General features: G+C 73.1%; 17 protein-coding genes. 9 read left to right on the forward strand and 8 right to left on the reverse strand.

Going from position 1 to position 19,060, the window contains the following annotated elements:
- Positions 1-13: 13 nt before the first annotated feature.
- The 4 genes from cseB to ABZ956_RS06785 form a co-directional block, all read right to left on the reverse strand.
- Positions 14-724 carry a two-component system response regulator CseB gene (gene cseB, locus ABZ956_RS06770; protein ID WP_361887955.1) on the reverse strand — a complete coding sequence of 237 codons (711 nt, stop codon included), beginning with the start codon at positions 722-724 and terminating at the stop codon, positions 14-16.
- A gap of 7 nt (positions 725-731) precedes the next feature.
- The gene (locus ABZ956_RS06775; protein ID WP_361887958.1) at positions 732-1,370 is read right to left on the reverse strand and encodes a hypothetical protein; all 639 of its coding nucleotides are present in this window, start codon (positions 1,368-1,370) and stop codon (positions 732-734) included.
- Positions 1,358-1,906 (reverse strand): SigE family RNA polymerase sigma factor, encoded by a 549-nt coding sequence (locus tag ABZ956_RS06780; protein ID WP_361887960.1) that lies wholly within the window; start codon positions 1,904-1,906, stop codon positions 1,358-1,360. Before ABZ956_RS06780 ends, ABZ956_RS06775 begins: the two co-directional genes overlap by 13 nt.
- A 275-nt stretch (positions 1,907-2,181) precedes the next feature.
- The gene (locus ABZ956_RS06785; protein ID WP_361887963.1) at positions 2,182-3,087 is read right to left on the reverse strand and encodes an A/G-specific adenine glycosylase; all 906 of its coding nucleotides are present in this window, start codon (positions 3,085-3,087) and stop codon (positions 2,182-2,184) included.
- 377 nt (positions 3,088-3,464) lie between these two features.
- Here ABZ956_RS06785 and ABZ956_RS06790 point away from each other — a divergent pair, with 377 nt between their 5' ends.
- Complete coding sequence (locus tag ABZ956_RS06790) at positions 3,465-3,962, forward strand: pyridoxamine 5'-phosphate oxidase family protein (RefSeq protein WP_361887964.1); 498 nt, start codon at positions 3,465-3,467, stop codon at positions 3,960-3,962.
- Between the two features lie 164 nt (positions 3,963-4,126).
- Complete coding sequence (locus ABZ956_RS06795) at positions 4,127-4,957, forward strand: hypothetical protein (RefSeq protein ID WP_361887966.1); 831 nt, start codon at positions 4,127-4,129, stop codon at positions 4,955-4,957.
- 143 nt (positions 4,958-5,100) lie between these two features.
- Here ABZ956_RS06795 and disA read toward each other — a convergent pair whose 3' ends face one another.
- Together disA and radA are read right to left on the reverse strand one after the other, a co-directional pair.
- A complete protein-coding gene (disA, locus tag ABZ956_RS06800; RefSeq protein ID WP_361887968.1) occupies positions 5,101-6,234 on the reverse strand; it encodes a DNA integrity scanning diadenylate cyclase DisA in 1,134 nt (377 codons plus the stop codon).
- Positions 6,235-6,388: 154 nt separating this feature from the next.
- Complete coding sequence (radA, locus tag ABZ956_RS06805; protein ID WP_361887970.1) at positions 6,389-7,861, reverse strand: DNA repair protein RadA; 1,473 nt, start codon at positions 7,859-7,861, stop codon at positions 6,389-6,391.
- Positions 7,862-8,090: 229 nt separating this feature from the next.
- Between radA and ABZ956_RS06810 the strand changes: the two genes are divergently transcribed.
- Complete coding sequence (locus ABZ956_RS06810; protein WP_361887973.1) at positions 8,091-9,911, forward strand: sigma-70 family RNA polymerase sigma factor; 1,821 nt, start codon at positions 8,091-8,093, stop codon at positions 9,909-9,911.
- A gap of 113 nt (positions 9,912-10,024) precedes the next feature.
- Here the strand turns inward: ABZ956_RS06810 and ABZ956_RS06815 are convergent, their stop codons facing one another.
- Positions 10,025-10,771 carry a hypothetical protein gene (locus tag ABZ956_RS06815; RefSeq protein ID WP_361888053.1) on the reverse strand — a complete coding sequence of 249 codons (747 nt, stop codon included), beginning with the start codon at positions 10,769-10,771 and terminating at the stop codon, positions 10,025-10,027.
- 228 nt (positions 10,772-10,999) lie between these two features.
- Here ABZ956_RS06815 and ABZ956_RS06820 point away from each other — a divergent pair, with 228 nt between their 5' ends.
- From ABZ956_RS06820 to ilvD, 4 genes are all read left to right on the forward strand, one after another.
- On the forward strand, positions 11,000-11,932 hold the full coding sequence (locus ABZ956_RS06820; RefSeq protein ID WP_361887975.1) for a Ppx/GppA phosphatase family protein: 933 nt from the start codon (positions 11,000-11,002) through the stop codon (positions 11,930-11,932).
- A gap of 100 nt (positions 11,933-12,032) precedes the next feature.
- Positions 12,033-12,857 carry a sugar phosphate isomerase/epimerase gene (locus tag ABZ956_RS06825; RefSeq protein ID WP_361887978.1) on the forward strand — a complete coding sequence of 275 codons (825 nt, stop codon included), beginning with the start codon at positions 12,033-12,035 and terminating at the stop codon, positions 12,855-12,857.
- Complete coding sequence (locus tag ABZ956_RS06830) at positions 12,854-13,486, forward strand: TetR family transcriptional regulator (protein ID WP_361887981.1); 633 nt, start codon at positions 12,854-12,856, stop codon at positions 13,484-13,486. Before ABZ956_RS06825 ends, ABZ956_RS06830 begins: the two co-directional genes overlap by 4 nt.
- Positions 13,487-13,671: 185 nt before the next feature.
- Positions 13,672-15,522, forward strand: coding sequence for a dihydroxy-acid dehydratase (gene ilvD, locus ABZ956_RS06835; protein ID WP_361887984.1), 1,851 nt, complete (start codon positions 13,672-13,674; stop codon positions 15,520-15,522).
- Positions 15,523-15,581: 59 nt separating this feature from the next.
- On the opposite strand, the gene ABZ956_RS06840 is transcribed toward ilvD, so the two are convergent.
- Entirely contained in the window at positions 15,582-17,729 is a 2,148-nt protein-coding gene (locus tag ABZ956_RS06840) for a serine/threonine-protein kinase (RefSeq protein ID WP_361887986.1), read from the reverse strand.
- Between the two features lie 139 nt (positions 17,730-17,868).
- On the opposite strand from ABZ956_RS06840, the gene ABZ956_RS06845 reads away from it, so the two are divergent.
- Together ABZ956_RS06845 and ABZ956_RS06850 are read left to right on the forward strand one after the other, a co-directional pair.
- Entirely contained in the window at positions 17,869-18,120 is a 252-nt protein-coding gene (locus ABZ956_RS06845) for a peptidase (RefSeq protein WP_361887989.1), read from the forward strand.
- 109 nt (positions 18,121-18,229) lie between these two features.
- A complete protein-coding gene (locus ABZ956_RS06850) occupies positions 18,230-18,757 on the forward strand; it encodes a hypothetical protein (protein WP_361887992.1) in 528 nt (175 codons plus the stop codon).
- The last annotated feature ends 303 nt before the right edge of the window (positions 18,758-19,060 follow it).

Raw genomic sequence — 19,060 nt, forward strand, 5'->3', positions numbered from 1 at the left:
GCGACACCGACGGTCAGCCCCGGAGCTTGTAGCCGAAGCCGCGGACCGTCTCGATGCGGTCCTGACCGATCTTGCCGCGCAGGCGCTGCACGTGCACGTCGACGACGCGGGTGTCGCCGCCCCAGCCGTAGTCCCAGACCCGCTCCAGCAGCCGGTCGCGGGAGAGCACCGTGCCGGGCGCGGCGGAGAACTCCAGCAGCAGCCGCATTTCGGTGGGGGTCAGGGCCACGGGCGTGCCGGCCTTGCGGACCTCCATGCCCTCGGTGTCGACCTCCAGGTCGCCGAAGCGCAGCAGCCCGCCCTCGAGGCCCTCGCCGGCCTCGGCGGCCGCCCCGCCGCCGGCCGCGCCGCTGGCGTGCCCGAAGCGGCGCAGCACGGCCCGTATCCGGGCGACGAGCACGGCGCCGTCGAAGGGCTTGGTCACATAGTCGTCGGCGCCGGCCTCCAGGCCGAGGACGACGTCGATGGAGTCGGCGCGGGCCGAGAGCATGATCACGGGCACGGTCGACTCGTCGCGGATCCGGCGGCACAGGCTGACCCCGTCCAGCCCCGGAACCATCACGTCGAGCAGCGCGATGTCCGGCCGCCGGGCGCGGAAGCTCTCCAGCCCCAGCAGCCCGTCCGGCACCGCGGTCACGGCGAAGCCGTCGCGCTCGAGCGCGAGCTGGGTCGCCTCGCGGATGACGTCGTCGTCCTCGACGAAGAGCACATGCGTATCGGCCACGCTGCCCTCAGCCCTCCGTTCCCTTGTTCCCGACCTTGCCGTAGTCGGTGTGCGTACGTCCGGACTCGCGGAAGGCGCCGTCCGACCAGTGGTAGGTCAGGACATCTTCCCCCGAGGCGCAGCAGACGGCGTCACCCGGAGCGTAGACCTGCTTGGTGATCACAAGATCACGCCGGTCGATGTCGGCATAGACGGGAGACTGCTCGGCCGCGAACACATTCTCGTACGAGTCACCCTTGGGACGGTACACATACGACCCGATGCCTATGGAGTCACCGCACGTCAGAAGGTTCACCACGATGTCGGAACGGGAGGCCCCGGTCAGCTGCCCGTAGATCACGTCCACGGGGTAGTGGTCCTTCACACAGGGCTTGAGGTTCTTCTTGATCTGGTCGCTGACCTTGGGGTCCGACTTGATCAGCTTGATGGCGTCGACCTTCCCCTGGGCCGGGGTGGCCGTCGCCGAGGGCGTCCGCGAGGCGGCCTTCGCGGCGGACTGGGTCTGCGCCGGCCCCTCCTTGCGCACGCCCTCACTGCTCGCACCGCACCCGACAAGCAGAAGACCGGCGGTCGCGGCCATTGCGGAGACCGCGCCACCGGTGATCAGCGCCGGCCTGAGGCCGGCGGCCTTGCTCAGGCCGCGCACCGTTCCTGCCCCCGATCGACGCGCTCGAGGGCGTGGAAGTCCAGGTCGCGGCTCTCCAGCTCCTGACGCAGCCGCGCCAGGGCCCGGTGCAGCGTGCTCTTGACCGTGCCGGTCGACATGCCCAGCGCCTCCGCCGTCTCCTCCGTGCTCATCTGCTCCCAGTGTCGCAGCACGACAACGCTGCGCTGCTTGGGCGCCAGGACACCGAGGATGTCCATCAGCAGGGCGCGGTCGGCGTGCTGCTCGGTGCCGTCCTCGACGCTGGCGTCGGGGAGCTGCTCGGTGGGCACCTCGTCGAGCTTGCGGGCGCGCCACCACTCCGTACGGGTGTTGATCATGACGCGGCGCAGGTAGGCGTCGGCCAGCGACTTGTCCGCTATGCCGTCCCAGCGGCCGTACGTGCGCACCAGAGCGGTCTGGAGGAGGTCCTGCGCGTCGATGGGGTCCGGGACCAGTCGCCGGGCGCTGCGCAGGAGGGCGTCCTGACGGTTGCGCACGTACTCTTCGAAGTCCAGAACCTTGCCGCTGCTGGCCATACTCGCAGCCTCCATTCCGCTTGCGTCCCCGCGTCACGCTGGTGGTCCTCCAGCACGGACAGGACGCTACGGAGGAGCTGTTGCGACGTGATGTGCGGCAGCCCTTCGGCTGGTGCACAGCTGTCCATAGGTTGTGTAACAGCCCGGCGGATAGATCGGGGAAAGAGCGGCTCTGTCCGTTTCGGAGGGGGCCGGCGGTGCGACGCGACGGCTCTGTATGACAAGTCCGTGAGCGCTCTTTGTGACGGCCGTGCCGGGTGCGTCGCCTGTGACGACTACGTGAGCGGCAGCCGGTACATGCCGTTCGCGAGGGGCTCGACGAGACCGTCGGCGACGAGCCCGTCCAGGGCGCGGGCCCGCTGCACCGGCTCGTGCCACACCGCGTCGAGCGCCGCCTGCGGCACCGGCGCGACGGCCTCCCGCAGCACCGCCAGCAGCTTGCCGCGCACCTGCCGGTCCGTCCCCGCGTACGTCTGCCCGCGGCGCGGCGGCCCGTCGTGCGCCGGCGACCCGGCGGCCAGCCAGGCGCACTCCGCGGCGATCGGGCAGCGGCCGCAGCCGGGCGTCCGGGCCGTGCAGACCAGCGCCCCCAGCTCCATCGTGGCCGCGGCCCAGCGGGCGGCGACCTTCTCGTCCTCGGGCAGCAGCGCCCGGGCGAGCCTGCGCTCCGCGGCCGTCGTGGCGTTCGGCGGGTACTGGGCGCCGGTCACGGCGCGCGCGAAGACCCGGCGGACGTTCGTGTCCAGGACCGCGTGCCGCTGCCCGTACGCGAACGAGGCCACCGCCGCCGCCGTGTACTCGCCCACGCCCGGCAGCGCGAGCAGCTTCGCGTGGTCGTCCGGCACCTCGCCGCCGTGCCGCTCCGTGATCGCCGAGGCGGCGGCGTGCAGCCGCAGCGCACGGCGCGGATAGCCCAGCCGCCCCCACGCGCGGACCGCCTCGCCGGGCGCCTCCGCCGCCAGGGCGGCGGGGCGCGGCCAGCGGGCCAGCCACTGCTCGTACACCGGCAGCACCCGGCTCACCGGCGTCTGCTGGAGCATGAACTCGCTGACCATCACCCCCCACGGCCCGGCCTCCGGGCGGCGCCAGGGCAGATCGCGGGCGTGCACGCCGAACCAGTCGATCACCGGGGCGTGCAGAAGGGTGGACGTCTGGGGCGTGGTGGCAGGCATCGCAGTCATGACACTCCGATCCTGGCATGCCCGCGCCGGGCCGGGGAAACGCGCCGGGCCCACGTCGGCCAAGCCCGCCCCGGTCCGCCCCGTTCGGGTGACCGAACGGGCCAACCGGCCCGCATGATCGACGCTCTCCGCGACCCTGGCCCGGATGGAGACCGGCCGCGAAGCCCCGCCCCTTGTCCGTTGCCGAGCCTGCGCGAACCCCCTGTGGTGGGACGTGACCCCCGTGCCCGCGCTCGCCCCCGGCTGGTACTGCTCCTCCTGCCGCCACCCACCCGAGCGCTGCCGCAACGCCGCGGCCGCCACGCCCGTCTCGGGGGACCGAACCGGGTGACGGGGGCACCGGACCGCCGCACAGGGAATCTGCCTACGCTGATCGCATGACCCCGACGGAGACGCTGCCGACCGACATCAGGGCGGCCCTCGACGCGCACACCACCATGACCCTGGCGTACGCGGACAAGGACGGGCCCCAGGCGTGCGCCGTGCTCTACGCGCTCGCCGACCCGCAACCGGCCGACGGACGACCTCCCGTGCCCGCCCTCGTCTTCGTCACCTCTCCCGGCACCCGGCACGGCCGCGCCCTCCTCTCCGGCGACGCACGCGTCGCCTTCACCGCACAGCGCGACGGCCAGGACTGGAGCGAGCTGACCGGTATTCAGGGCCGCGGCGTGTGCCGCCTGCTGGAAGGCGCCGACCGCGAGACCGCGTGGCGCGCCTACAGCGCGCGCTTTCCCTACGTGGAACGGACCGAGCGCCTGCGTCAGGCCATGGACCGTGCCGGAGTGTGGGAGTTGCGGCCCGACTGGCTGCGCCTGGTCGACAACGGCCGCGGCTTCGGGCACAAGAGCGAGTGGCCACGCCCGTTTTCGGCCTGAAACCGTCGTACCTGCGCCGTACACCCGTCGCGCGTTCCGGCCCGCCCACGGCCGCGGAGCGATGGGCTCCAACCGTCCGGCTTGCGGGCAGATGATGAGAAAAGCAGGCACTCCTACGGCGGGTACTGGCTGGTGCCCGGGCCGATCTCTCGTAGAGTCTTCGCGTGGGATCTCTGCGCAATCCGATCGGGCCGCTTCCCTCCTCCATCTACTGGCGGCGGAGGGCAGTTGCGCTTGGCCTGCTCGGCCTTCTCGTACTGCTGATGGTGTGGCTGTTCGCCCTGGGGGGTGGTGACGGTTCCGAGGGCTCCCAGAGCGAGGCCACCGACGGCAAGGGCTCGGCGGACACCACCATCACGCCCGGCCCGACGCCCTCGGGCCCGCACATCAGTCAACGACCGGGCGGCCGCGACGATTCGGGCAACGGCGGCACCGGCGGTGCCGGTACCGGCGGTACGGGCGGCGGCTCCGGCGGCGGCGCCGGGACGGGCGGCGGTGCGGGAGGCACGGGCGGCGGCTTCGGCGGCGGCGCCGGGCTCGCGGTGACCGGCGTGAGTGGCGAAGGCAAGGCGGTCGCGGCCGGATCGAGCCTGCCCGACTGCACGTCAGGATCGGTGAAGGTGTCGGTACGCAGCGTCAAGTCCGCCTACCGGCCCGACGAGAAGCCGAAGTTCGAGCTCGTCGTGCGGAACTCCGGTGGCAGCGCCTGCAAGGTGAACTTCGGCGCCGGCGCGGCCCTGCTGAAGATCACCGACAGCAAGGGCGAGGAACACGTGTGGGCGTCCGACGACTGCCCCCGGGGCACCGGCGCCGTGCTCTTCGAGGTGCCCGGCTCGGGCGAGACCAAGCGCACGCTGGAGTGGGACCGCAAGCGCAGCGCCCCGCGCTGCGCGACGCCCGCCGGCAGCGCCGCGGCCGCGGCGGGCACCTACAAGGTCGAGGTGAAGGTGGCAGGCGTCACCGAGCACGCGGAGTTCGTCCTGGAACGGACCTGAGACACCGGAGCGGACAGCGGACAACGGTGAGGGCCCCGCCACAGGCGGGGCCCTCACCGTTATCCGCAAGCCTTCTGCCCGCAGTCCTACTGGACGTACCGCCTGGACGTGCCGCCTGGACGTACCGCCCTAGACGTACCGCCCTAGACGTACCGCTCGAGGATCGACGACTCCGCGAGGCGCGAGAGCCCCTCGCGGACCGAACGGGCCCGGGCCTCGCCGACGCCGTCGACCGTTTGCAGGTCGTCCACGCTCGCGGCGAGCAGCTTCTGCAGGCCCCCGAAGTGGTCCACGAGCCGCTCGATGATGGCGCCGGGCAGCCGGGGGACCTTCGCCAGCAGGCGGTACCCGCGCGGCGAGACGGCGGAGTCCAGCGTCTCCGGGGAGCCGCTGTAGCCCAGCGCCCGTGCCACGATGGGCAGTTCGAGCAGCTCGGCGTGGGTGAGGGAGTCCAGCTCGGCCAGGGCCTCGGTGACCGTGCGGGTGCGCTTGGCGGTCGGCTCGGGGACGTAGTCCCGCACGACCAGCTCGCGCTCGGGCTCCACGCCGGCGATCAGCTCGTCCAGCTGGAGCGAGAGCAGCCGGCCGTCGGTGCCCAGCTCGACCACGTACTCCGCGATCTCCGTGGCGATGCGGCGCACCATCTCCAGCCGCTGCGAGACGGCCGTGACGTCCCGGACGGTGACCAGGTCCTCGATCTCCAGCGCGGACAGCGTGCCCGCGACCTCGTCCAGGCGGAGCTTGTAGCGCTCCAGGGTGGCCAGCGCCTGGTTGGCGCGGGAGAGGATCGCGCCCGACTCCTCCAGCACGCGGCGCTCGCCGCCCACGTACAGCGCGATCAGCCGCATCGACTGGCTGACCGAGACCACGGGGAAGCCGGACTGGATCGACGCGCGCTGGGCGGTGCGGTGCCGGGTGCCGGTCTCCTCGGTGGGGATCGAGGCGTCCGGGTAGAGCTGGACGCCCGCCCGCACGATCTTGGAGATGTCCTTGTCGATGATCAGCGCGCCGTCCAGCTTGCACAGCTCGCGCAGACGGGTGGCGGTGAACTCGACGTCCAGGACGAAACCGCCGGTGCACATCTGCTCGACGGTCTTGTCCATGCCGAGGACGATGAGCCCGCCGGTGTTGCCGCGAAGAACGCGCTCAAGGCCGTCGCGCAGGGCCGTGCCGGGCGCGACGGCGCTCAGCGAGGCGCGCATCAGCCCCTCGACGCCGGAGCCACCGGAGCCGCTTCCGGCCTTGCCGGGGCCCGATGCCCGGTCGTTGGCTGCCACTGCACTCCTCCGGTCGCAAGGTCAACGGTGCCGCAGGCCGCCCTGCTGTCGTGTACGCCGTCGTGCACGCCGTGTGCGTCGCGTACGACGGTGTGTACGTACGGGCGGGACCAGGGCAAAGTCTACTGGCGCCCAGCCTATTAGGGGGCTGTCCTCAGCTCTCCTCAGGTCGGGGTCCGGCCACGGCCTCGCGCCCGCTCTCCGCCCGCTTCTCCCCCTTCTCGCGGTTCCCACGCTTCTCCCGCTGGGGTCGCCCGGGCAGCACACGCAGCGCCTCGCCTATGTCGGCGACCTCCAGCACCCGCATGCCACTGGGGATCTTGCCGGGATCGGCGGGCACGAGGGCGTGGGTGAAACCGAGCCGGGCGGCCTCGGCCAGCCGCCGCTGCACGCCCGTGACCCGTCTGACCTCGCCCGCGAGGCCGACCTCCCCGATGGCCACCAGGTTCTTCGGCAGCGGGGTGTCGCTGGCGGCGCTGGCCAGGGCGAGCGCGATGGCGAGGTCGGCGGCGGGCTCGGAGAGCTTCACCCCGCCGACCGTGGCGCTGTAGATGTCCCGCTTGCCGAGGGCGCTGATCCGGCCGCGCTGCTCGAGGACGGCGAGCATCATCGACACGCGGGAGGTCTCCAGGCCGGAGGTGGTGCGGCGCGGGGAGGGGATCTGCGAGTCGACCGTCAGCGCCTGCACCTCCGCCACCAGCGGGCGGCGGCCCTCCAGGGTGACCGTCAGGCAGGTGCCGGGCACCGGCTCGGCGCGCCGGGTGAGGAAGAGGCCGCTGGGGTCGGTCAGGCCGGTGATGCCCTCGTCGTGCAGCTCGAAGCAGCCGACCTCGTCGGTGGCCCCGTAGCGGTTCTTCACCCCGCGCACGAGGCGGAGGCGGGCGTGCCGGTCGCCCTCGAAGTGCAGCACGACGTCGACCAGGTGCTCCAGCAGGCGGGGACCCGCGATCGCGCCGTCCTTGGTGACGTGGCCGACGAGCAGCGTGGACATGCCGCGCTCCTTGGAGGCCCGGATGAGGGCGCCGGCGACCTCGCGGACCTGGGCCATGCCGCCGGGCGCGCCGTCGATCTCGGGGGAGGCCACGGTCTGGACGGAGTCCATGACCAGCAGGGACGGCTTCACCGTGTCCAGATGGCCGAGGACGGCGGACAGGTCGGTCTCGGCGGCCAGGTAGAGGTGCTCGGAGAGCGCGCCGATCCGGTCGGCGCGCAGCCGGACCTGGCTCGCCGACTCCTCGCCGGTCACATAGAGCGTGCGGTGCTCCTCCGAGGCGGCCCGGGCCGCCACGTCCAGCAGCAGGGTCGACTTGCCGACGCCGGGCTCGCCCGCCAGCAGCACCACCGCGCCGGGCACGAGCCCGCCGCCCAGCACGCGGTCCAGCTCGGGCACGCCCGTGCCGCGCGCGGTCGCCTGGCGGCCGTCCACCTGCGCGATCGGCAGCGCGGCGGACGTCACCCGGCCGGGCGCGGTCGTACGGACGGCGGGCGTGCCGAACTCCTCCACGGTGCCCCACGCCTGGCACTCGGGGCAGCGGCCGAGCCACTTGGCGGTGGTCCAGCCGCACTCGGTGCAGCGGTAGGAGGGCCGGTCCTTGGCGGACGAGCGGGAGGTACGGGCAGCAGCCATGCGGACACCGTAACGGTGGCCACTGACAGCGCCCGGCCCGCCTCGTCCGCCCCGGCCCGCCCGGCTCCCCCGTCATCGTGCGTCAGTACGTGTCATCCGGTCCTTCGGCAAAGGTGCGCGCGCGGAATGTGCGGCTCCTGTCCCCTTTTGAGGGAGAGAGTCACCCGTATGGGTTAAAGCTGCGGGAGCGGGGCGGACGGGGGCGCGCCATCGGCCTACCGTCGCCGGGATGATGACGAGCAGGCCCGAGCCCCCCACGCATGCCACCGGCGCGCACCGCGCATCCCGCCGTGCGCCGCGCGCGGCCCAGCCCGCCGACACCACAGCCCTCCCGGCCTCTGCCGTCGAGGACGCCACCGAAGAGAACGCCGCCGAAGAGAGCAACGCGGAGCACGCACCGCATGGGCAGCACGCTGGGCACGCAGAAAACGCTGAGCACGCAGAGAACGCCGCCGAGGAGAGCCCCGCCCCCGAGGGTGCCCCGTGCCCGCCCGAACGCTACGAACCCCACCTGGACGGCCTGTTCACCTACTGCCTGTCCGTTCTGTGCGACCACGACGCCGCCATCGGCGCCCTCGGTGAGACCCTCGCCCTCGCCGAGCGCCGCACCGACCGTGCCCCCGCCGCCGAGGAAGCGCACCGCGCCTGGCTGTACGCCCTGGCCCGCTGGGAGTGCCTGCGCAGGCTGGGTGAGCGCGGCGCCGGCGGCCGGCCCGGCGAGGCCGCCGCCGACGACGCCCGGGCCCGCGCGGAACTGGCCCTGCTCGTCTGGCCCGAGGCCGCCGGCACCACCGCCGAACAGCGCGAAGCACTGGAACTGGCCGTCCGCCACGGCCTCGCCCCCCACGAGGTCGCCGCCGTGCTGCGCCTGGACTACGACGCCGCGCGCGCCCTGCTCTCCAGCGCGGCCTGTGAGGTCGAGCGCACCCGCACCGCCCTCGCCGTGGTGGAGTCGGGCCGCTGTCCGGTCGTCTCCCGGTTCGCGGGGGACACCGAGGTGCTGCTGGGCGCGGCGCTCCGGCGCGAGCTCGTACGTCACGTGGACGAGTGCGCCGACTGCCGCCGCACCGCCGAGCGCGCGGGCGCCGGTGAGCCCTGGCCCGGCACCGCCGCGTCCAACGCGGTCCTGCCCGTCCTGGAAGCGCCCCGGCCGGCGGCGCACGCCGCCCTGCGGCACGCCCTGGGCCCACGGCCCCAGCGCCGGCGCGCGGCCGCCGCGCGCGTCACTCCCCGCTTCGACCGCGGCGGGTTCCCGCTCGCCCCCAAGGACCGCGCCGCCCGCCGCAGCCGGCTGCGTACCCGGGCCGTGACGACCACCGTCGTCGCCACCGTCGTCGCCGCGCCCCTGCTGGCGTTGTGGGCCGCGTACCGCGGCGGGCCGCTCGGCGAGGGACAGGGCGCGGCCTCGGTTTCCGCCACGGAGACCGACAGCCTGGGCGGCAGCACACGCGAGGGCTCGTACGACGACCCGTACGCGGCCCCCTACGGCCCCTCGGGCCCCACCCACAGCTCCACCGGCAGCGGCTCCGGCACGCCCGCGACGGTGGCCCACCGGTTCGCCGACGTCTCCGTCGCCGTCATCGGACCCGACGGCAGGCCGGTGCCGGTGCCGCCCGCGGTGGGACCGACGCCTCCGGCAGGCGCCGGTGCGGCCCCCCTTCCCGCCGCGCCCGGACGCGTCGTGGGCCCCGGGCGGCTGACGGTCGAGGCACAGCCCAGCGGCACCGCCACGCTCATCACCCTCACCGCCGCCGGCGGCGGGCCCGTGAGCTGGTCGATGTCGGCCGACGCGCCCTGGCTGCGGCTGAGCCAGCCGGGGGGAGTGCTGCACCCGGGCCAGTCCGTGACCGTCACGGTCCACGTCGACCACGCCCGCGAGCCCACCGGGCGATGGAGCGCGCGCGTGGCCATCGCGCCCGGCGGGAGCGTGGTGACGATCGAGGGGCGTGGCGCGGCCCCCCAGCCGTCACCGCCCCCGGCCCACCCGACCACGCCGCCCCCGGCCCCGACCGGCCCGGCGCCCGCACCGGCACCGTCACGCACGGGCTGAACGATCGGCGGGCGCGGGTCGGCCGGCGCGGGGCGGCGGACTCGGATCAGCGGGCGTGGATCGGCGGGCGTGGATCGGTGGATCTGGATCGGCGGGCCTGGATCGGCGGGCCGTCAGCGTGCGTCGGCCGGGTGCGGAGCCATCGGCAGCAGCGCGGCCATGCGCTCCTCGCACAGCTCCACCAGCCGCGCGTACCCCTTCTTGCCCATCAGTTCGATCAGCTCCGCGCGGTACGACACGTACACCGGCTCACCGGCACCGTGCGCGGACCGCGCCGACGTGCACCACCAGTGCAGGTCGTGGCCGCCCGGGCCCCAGCCGCGCCGGTCGTACTCGCCGATCGTGACCTGGAGCACCTGGGTGTCGTCGGGCCGGTCGATCCAGTCGTACGTCCGCCGCACCGGCAGCTGCCAGCACACGTCGGGCTTGGTCTCCAGCGGCTCGCGGCCCTCGCGCAGCGCCAGGATGTGCAGCGAACAGCCGGCGCCGCCGGCGAAGCCCGGCCGGTTCTGGAAGATGCAGGAGCCCTGCCAGCGGCGGGTCTGCCGCTCGCCGTCGTCGTCGAGCTGCGTCCACCCGGACTCCGCCCCCACGTCGTGGAACTGCCAGATGTCCGGCGTCAGCCGGGCGACGTGTCCGGCGACGCGCTGCTCGTCCTCCTCGTCGGAGAAGTGCGCTCCGAGCGTGCAGCAGCCGTCGTCGGCGCGGCCCGCCTTGATGCCCTGGCAGCCGCTGCCGAAGACGCAGGTCCAGCGGGAGGTCAGCCAGGTCAGGTCACAGCGGAAGATCTGCTCCTCGTCCGCCGGGTCGGGGAACTCCACCCAGGCGCGGGCGAAGTCCAGCCCCACCTCGTCGGGCACGGCACCCCCGGCGCCCCCGTCGACGGACGGAGCCGGTCCGCTCTTCGGGGTCTTGAGCACCTTGGCGGCGAGCTGGTCGGCCTTGCCGGAGCTCTTCTTCTCGTCCTTCGAGGTCTTGTCCTTCGAGGCCGTCGAACCCGCGCCCCGCGCTTTGTCCGTTTTGGCCTTCTTCGTCTTCGCCACCCCTCAAGCGTAAGTGCCCCGGAGGGCAGCAGTAGCGTTCAGGCCATGAGACTCGGTGTCCTCGATGTGGGTTCGAACACGGTCCACCTGCTGGTGGTCGACGCGCACCCCGGTGCCCGCCCGCTGCCGGCCCACTCCCACAAGGCCGAGCTGCGCCTGGCCGAGCTGCTCGACGAGGCCGGCGCCATAAGCGACGCCGGCGTCGAGCGGCTGATCGCGACCGTACACGGAGCCCTGCAGGCCGCCGAGGACAAGGGCGTCGAAGAGGTCCTGCCCTTCGCGACCTCCGCCGTCCGCGAAGCCACCAACTCCGACGACGTCCTGCGCCGGGTCCAGGCGGAGACCGGCGTCACCCTCTCCGTGCTCTCCGGCCCGGAGGAGGCCCGGCTCACCTTCCTCGCCGCCCGCCGCTGGTTCGGCTGGTCGGCCGGAAAGCTCCTTGTGCTCGACATCGGGGGCGGCTCCCTGGAACTGGCCTACGGCCTCGACGAGGAGCCCGACGTCGCCGTCTCCCTCCCCCTGGGCGCCGGCCGCCTCACCACCGGCTGGCTCCCCGGCGACCCGCCCGACCCCACGGACGTACGGGCGCTGCGCCGCCACGTCCGCACGGAGATCGCCCGCAACGTCGGCCTCTTCACCCGCCACGGCACCCCCGACCACACCGTCGCCACCTCCAAGACCTTCAAGCAGCTCGCCAGGATCGCCGGCGCCGCCCGCTCCGCCGACGGCCTCTACGTCCAACGCACCCTCGACCGCGATGCCCTGGAGGAGTGGGTGCCCCGGCTCGCCGGCATGAGCACCAAGCAGCGCGCCGAGCTGCCCGGCGTGTCGGAGGGACGGGCCCGCCAGCTGCTCGCGGGCGCGCTCGTCGCGGAGGCGGCGCTGGACCTGTACGGGCTGGAAGAGGTGGAGATCTGCCCCTGGGCGCTGCGCGAAGGCGTCATCCTGCGACGGCTGGACCACCTGCCCACGACGTGACGCGCGACGCCGCGCGCACGGCGCCACGTGACGGATCCCGCACGCCCCGCTCGCGGGACCACCTGCCCGCCGCCCGAGGGGCGGGCATACGCTGTCCCTCGTGACAGAGCCAGTGGTGCGCATTCCGGATGCGAAGATCGCCCTGTCCACCGCATCGGTCTACCCCGAGTCGACGGCGACGGCCTTCGAGATCGCCGCCCGGCTGGGATATGACGGTGTCGAGGTCATGGTGTGGACCGACCCGGTCAGTCAGGACATCGACGCGCTGCGTCGGCTGTCCGACTACCACCGGGTGCCCATCCTGGCCGTACACGCGCCTTGTCTGCTCATCACACAGCGCGTCTGGTCGACGGACCCCTGGGTCAAGCTCCAGCGGGCCCGCGCGGCCGCCGAGAAGCTCGGCGCGACGACGGTCGTGGTGCACCCGCCGTTCCGGTGGCAGCGCTCGTACGCCCGGGACTTCGTCCGCGGCGTGTGGCGCATGGCGAACGAGACCGACGTCAAGTTCGCCGTGGAGAACATGTACCCCTGGCGCTACCGCGACCGCGAGATGCTCGCCTACGCGCCCGACTGGGACGTCACCAAGGACGACTACCGCCACTTCACCGTCGACCTGTCCCACACCGCCACCGCCCGGACCGACGCACTCCAGATGATCGACCGGATGGGCGACCGCCTCGCCCACATCCACCTCGCCGACGGCAACGGCTCCGCCAAGGACGAGCACCTCGTCCCCGGGCGCGGCAAGCAGCCCTGCGCCGAGCTGCTGGAACGTCTCGCCGTCAGCGGCTTCGACGGCCACGTCGTGATCGAGGTCAACACCCGGCGCGCCATGTCGGCCGCCGAGCGCGAGGCCGACCTGGCCGAGGCCCTGGCCTTCACCCGCCTGCACCTCGCCTCCCCGACGGGCGTGCCGAGACCATGACCGAGCCCGCCGACCGCCCCCCGGCCGCCAGGAAGCGCGGCCGCCCCGCCCGCACGGACGCCGGCACCGGCCCCGGCGCGCGCGAGCGCATCCTCACCGCCGCCCGCGCCGAGTTCGCCGAGCACGGCTACGACAAGGCGTCCATCCGGGGCATAGCCAAGGGCGCCGGCGTCGACCCCGCACTGGTCCACCACTACTTCGGCCCGAAGGAACAGATCTTCGCCGCCGCCGTCGAAGCGGCCGTCGCCCCCGCCTTCAGCGCGCCCGACGCCCTCGTCGAGGGCGGCCTGGAAGGGGCGGGGGAGCGGCTGGCCCGCTTCGTCCTCGGCGTGTGGGAGGACCCCGTCACCCGCGAGCCGTTCCTCGCGATCCTCCGGTCGGCCGTGGCCAACGACACCGCGGCCGGGATCTTCCGCGACCTGATGACCAGCAGGGTCATGCTGCGCATCGCCGCCGAACTGGGCGGCGGCCCCGACGCCCAGCTGCGCACGGAGCTGGCGGCGGCCCAGCTGGTCGGCGTGGCCATGCTGCGGTACGTCATCAAGATCGAGCCCCTGGCGTCGGCGGACATCGAGCAGCTCGTCGCCATGACCGCCCCCGCCGTGCAACGCCACCTGACGGGCGCCTGAGCTTCCCCATCCGTCCCGGACGCGCCGCCCGGCGTCGGCCCGGCGCCCGGCCGACGTCCGCCCGACGACCACCTCGCGTCTCGCATACCGGAAACCCTGTCCAGATCTTGGATCACCGGCGTACGCTCGGAAGACCCCGGAGAATGCCGGAGTTCCCGGTCACAGGATGCGAGGAGTGGAGCAGGATGCCCGAACTGAGGTCCCGCACCGTCACCCACGGCCGCAACATGGCGGGCGCGCGAGCCCTTCTGCGGGCCGCGGGCGTAGAGCGCGAGGACTTCGGCAAGCCGATCATCGCGGTGGCCAACAGCTTCACCGAATTCGTGCCCGGCCACACCCACCTGCAGCCGGTCGGCCGGATCGTCTCCGACGCGATCAAGGCGGCGGGCGGCATCCCGCGCGAGTTCAACACCATCGCCGTGGACGACGGCATTGCCATGGGCCACGCCGGCATGCTCTACTCGCTGCCCTCCCGCGACCTGATCGCCGACTCGGTCGAGTACATGGCCGAGGCCCACTGCGCCGACGCGCTGATCTGCATCTCCAACTGCGACAAGATCACGCCCGGCATGCTCATGGCCGCCCTGCGCCTCAACATCCCCACCGTCTTCGTCTCCGGCGGCCCGATGGAGGCCGGCCAGGCCACCCTCGTGGACGGCACCGTCCGCAAGCTGGACCTGATCAACGCCATCGTGGACGCCGTCAACGAGAACGTCTCCGACGAGGACGTCCTGCGCATCGAGGAGAACGCCTGCCCGACCTGCGGGTCCTGCTCCGGCATGTTCACCGCCAACTCGATGAACTGCCTCACCGAGGCCATCGGACTCTCCCTGCCCGGCAACGGCTCGGTGCTCGCCACCCACACCGCCCGCAAGGCCCTCTACGAGAACGCCGGCCGCACGGTCGTCGAGATCACCAAGCGCCACTACGAGCAGGACGACGCCTCCGTCCTGCCGCGCAACATCGCCACCCGCGCCGCCTTCGAGAACGCCATGGCCCTCGACATCGCCATGGGCGGCTCCACCAACACGATCCTGCACCTGCTCGCCGCCGCCCAGGAGGCCGAGCTCGACTACGACCTGACCGACATCGACGCCGTCTCGCGCCGCGTCCCCTGCCTCGCCAAGGTCGCCCCCAACGTCGCCCCCGGCGGCACCTACTACATGGAGGACGTCCACCGCGCCGGCGGCATCCCCGCCATCCTGGGCGAACTCCACCGCGGCGGGCTCCTCAACGAGGACGTCCACACCGTCCACTCCGCCTCCCTCAACGAGTGGCTCAAGACCTGGGACGTGCGCGGCGGCTCCCCCTCCGCCGAGGCCGTCGAGCTGTGGCACGCCGCCCCCGGCTGCGTCCGCTCCGCGACCGCCTTCTCGCAGTCCGAGCGCTGGGACTCCCTCGACCTGGACGCGGCCGGCGGCTGCATCCGCTCGGTCGAGCACGCCTATTCCAAGGACGGCGGACTGGCCGTTCTCAAGGGCAACCTGGCCGTCGACGGCTGCGTCGTGAAGACCGCCGGCGTCGACGAGTCCATCTGGACCTTCGAGGGCCCGGCAGTCGTCTGCGAATCGCAGGACGAGGCCGTCGAGAAGATCCTGTCCAAGAACATCAAGGAGGGCGACGTCGTCGTCATCCGCTACGAGGGCCCGCGCGGCGGCCCCGGCATGCAGGAAATGCTCTACCCGACGTCCTTCCTCAAGGGCCGCGGCCTGGGCAAGGCATGCGCCCTGGTCACCGACGGCCGCTTCTCCGGCGGCACCTCGGGCCTGTCGATCGGCCACGCCTCGCCCGAGGCCGCCTCCGGCGGCACGATCGCGCTCGTCGAGGACGGCGACCGCATCCGCATCGACATCCCGAACCGCTCGATCGAACTCCTCGTCCCCGACGCCGAACTGACGGCACGCCGCGAGGCGCTCGGCGGCACGTACGCCCCGAAGAACCGCGAGCGCAAGGTCTCGGCGGCACTGCGCGCCTACGCGGCCATGGCCACCAGCGCCGACAAGGGCGCGGTCCGCGACGTCAGCAAGCTCGGCTGAGCACGCGACAGGCTGCTCGCTGTTCGCTGCTCAAGGGCACCGCGCGCGGAGCGCGGTGCCTACCGCCAGCCCGCCGGGTTGAGCCCGTTCACCGCGAAAACGGTTCCGTCCGGCGCCGCGCCGAACACCTTCCCGTCCGCCACCACCGGCGCCGGGAGCAGCTCCAGCAAGCCCCGCCCGGCCCGTGCCAGGCGGGGCGACGTCTGTCCGAGCAGAGTGCCCTGCGCCGTGTCGACGGCCAGCAGCCGGCCGTCGGCGGCGGAGAAGTACAGCCGGTTCTCGCCCGCCACGAGAGCCGAAGCGTTGGCCACGGACGTCTCCAGCCGCCAGTCGGCCACCGACCTGGCCGTGTTCAGCGCCGTCAGACCCCCGTCCGACGACAGCAGATAGACCGAATCGCCCTTGGCCACGACGCTCGTGGCCTCGAGAGGCGTGGAAAGCGGCACCCGGCGCTCCCGTCCGATGCCCGGGGCGTACCGCACGACAGCCGAGACGCGCGTGTGGGAGTCGCTCTCGGTGAGATAGAGCGCGTCCTGCGGACCGGTGCCGACCGTGGTCAGATTCCCCTCACCCGTCCACTGCCACAGCGTCGAGCCGTGCACGGCGTCGATGGCGACGACCGTGGTCCGCCGGCCGTCGGGAGCGGACGCGAGGGCGTAGGCGGGCCCGCTGCCGTAGAAGGAGAAGACGGGCTTGATGCCACCGGGCAGGGCATGCCGCCAGCGCTGCCGGTTCGTGGCGCCGTCGACGGCGGTGACCGTGCCGTCCGCCTCGACCAGCAACACGGTGTCGCCCGCGTGGTAGACCCGCCCACCGAACGCCGACACGTCACGCGTCCAGCGCGGCTCACCGGTGGCGGGGTCGAGCGCCGACAGCTCCCGCTTGTCCGGTGAGAGCGCGTGGACCAGCCCGCCGGAGACGAAGGGCGCGCTCGGAGCACCCCCGCCGGGCCGCTGCGCGGTGGCCGCCCGCCGCCACGCCACCTTGCCGCTGGCGGCGTCTATCCGGGCCGCGTGCACACCGCGCGCGGTGCAGTAGAGGGCGCCCGAGGCGTACGTACAGAAGCCCGCGCGCACCTCGCCGTTCCCCGCCGCGTCCGCCGGCACGGACGTCTCCCACGGCTGCCAGGAGGACCCGGCGGGGTTGGGCCGCGTCTGCAGCGGCTGCCTGCCCAGCCCGTCGACCTGGTGCACCGCCCACGTCCCTCCCACCCCGAGAGCCACGACAGCCGCGGCGGCCACGGCCAGCCAACGGGCCCGGGGAAACCGGGAACGGCGCGGGGCAGCGGGGGCGGGGGCAGGGGCAGGGGCAGGACTGTGCCGCTCATCGGGACGGGCGGGGACCCGCCGGGGCCGCTGCGCCGGCAGCCCCGACGACGCCGCGGGAACGAGCGGCACCATGCCCATGATCACGTCAGGGGTCGGCCGGTCGGCGGGCTCCTTCGCCAGACAGGCCCGGATCAACGGGACGAGGTCCTCCGGCACACCCGCCAGATCCGGCTCGTCGTGCACCACCTGATACGCGACGATGTACGGGCTCTCCGACTCGAACGGCCCCCGCCCCGTCGCCGCGTGCACCAGCAACGACGCCAGCGCGAACACATCCGCCGCCGGCCCCACCTCGCGCGGGCGCTGGAACTGCTCCGGCGCCATGAAGGGCGGCGTACCGATGAGCTTCCCGGTCTCGGTGCGCAGCTCACTGTCGTACGGGCGCGAAATGCCGAAGTCGATGACCTTCGGCCCGTCCTCGGCGAGCAGCACATTGCTGGGCTTCAGGTCCCGGTGCACCACCCCGGCACGATGGATGTCCCGCAGCGCCTCCGCGAGCCCCGCCGTCAGCCGCCGCACCTCGTCAGCGCTCAGCGGACCGTTCCGCTTCACCCGCTCGGAGAGCGTCGGACCGGGAATGTAGAGCGTGGCCATCCACGGCCGCTCGCTGTCCGGGTCGGCGTCGACGACCGGCGCCGTGAACGCCCCGCTCACCCGCCGCGCCGCCGCGACCTCCTGCCGGAACCGCGCCCTGAACTCGGGATCCGCCGCGTACTCGGCATGCACCACCTTGACCGCCAGCCGCAGCCCCGAGGCCGAGCGCGCCAGGTGCACCACACCCATGCCGCCGGAACCGAGCCGCCCCTCCAGCCGGTACTGACCCGCATACTCCGGATCGTCCGCTTCCGGACCCGTCCCGGCACTGCGCAGCGGCGGCATGCCCCCACCCCCGTGTCACCTGTGTCAATCGGCCGCTTTCGGCGCCTGCGGAGCCTAATCGATGGGACAGCCGGGACCGGGGAGGCGTGCCGTGCGTTGCTAGCCTGCACATGTCATTCACCTCACGGGGGAGAGCACCATGACGTACTACCCGATCGCACCCGGCCACCAGGTCAACGTCCGCCGCGGCCCGAGCACCGACAGCGAGCTCGTCAAGGTCCTCCCGACGGGCTCCAGCGTGCCGATCCGCTGCCAGACCCACGGCGAGACGATCTCCGGCCCCTGCGGCACCACCGACATCTGGGACTGCATCGCACCGGGCCAGTACGTCTCCGACGCGTACGTGAAGACGGGCAGCAGCGACTTCGTCGCCGCCCGCTGCACCGGCTGAGACGGAGAAGCGGGGGAGGCGGGGGAGACGGGGAGGGGCAGGAGGGGCTGCGGGCAAGGGGCCGCAGGGCCTTCCGGGGCGGGCGGTGCCCGGTGGCGATAATCGACGTATGAGCGATGAGCACCAGGCAGCGGCCGCCCCACGGCCGGAGCCCATCCGGTTCTTCGGTACGACCTGGGTCGACCACGACGGCGGCTACGCCCTCCGGCGCGCCGGCGTCGCGCTGGGCTCGCTGGCCGCGGCGGCGGCGGGCGTGTTCGTCCTGCGCCTCGGCTACGAGGGCCTGGCCATCGCGAAGGTGGGCGGCCTGGTCAACATGATGGTCGTCGTGGCCTTCGCCGTATGCAGCACCATCGCGTTCCGCCGCACCTGGGAGAGCTTCGTGCGACGCCCGGACGCGGAGGCGAAGGACACGGCGCGCGAACGCTCGATGCGCAACCTCCTGATGATCGGCTTCATCGGCGCCCTCCTCGCCTACTTCTTCCGCTCTCTTGTCGAAGCACCGGGCGAGAAGCTCCACCGCACCGAGTACGACGAGGCCCGCACCCGCTACGAGCGCCGCCGCACCACCCGCACGGGGAACCCGGCGGCCAGGGCACCGAAGCGGGGCCCGAAGGGGCGGCGCAAGCACCCCTGAACGTCGTGTAGAGTTCTCCGAGTTGCCACGGGGTCCGCGAGGACGCCGGAGCAGCCACTCGAGCCGCACCGGCGGCAATCACCACTGCACGGTCCCTGAACGGGAAGTATTTCGGCGTGCCGGAATACGGAACGGGATGGCCCGGGACTCCGATTAGGAGTCACGGAGGAAATCCGCTAAAGTAGTGATCACGCCGGAAGGCGCGAGAAACCCCGCTCCAACAGGGGGCCGGAAACGGAATTCGGACCGGAAACGGAACGGAAAACGGATCTGGTAAGGTTGGAAACACGAAATACCGAAGGG

The organism is Streptomyces sp. NPDC046261, from assembly GCF_040646235.1.
Classification (GTDB): domain Bacteria; phylum Actinomycetota; class Actinomycetes; order Streptomycetales; family Streptomycetaceae; genus Streptomyces.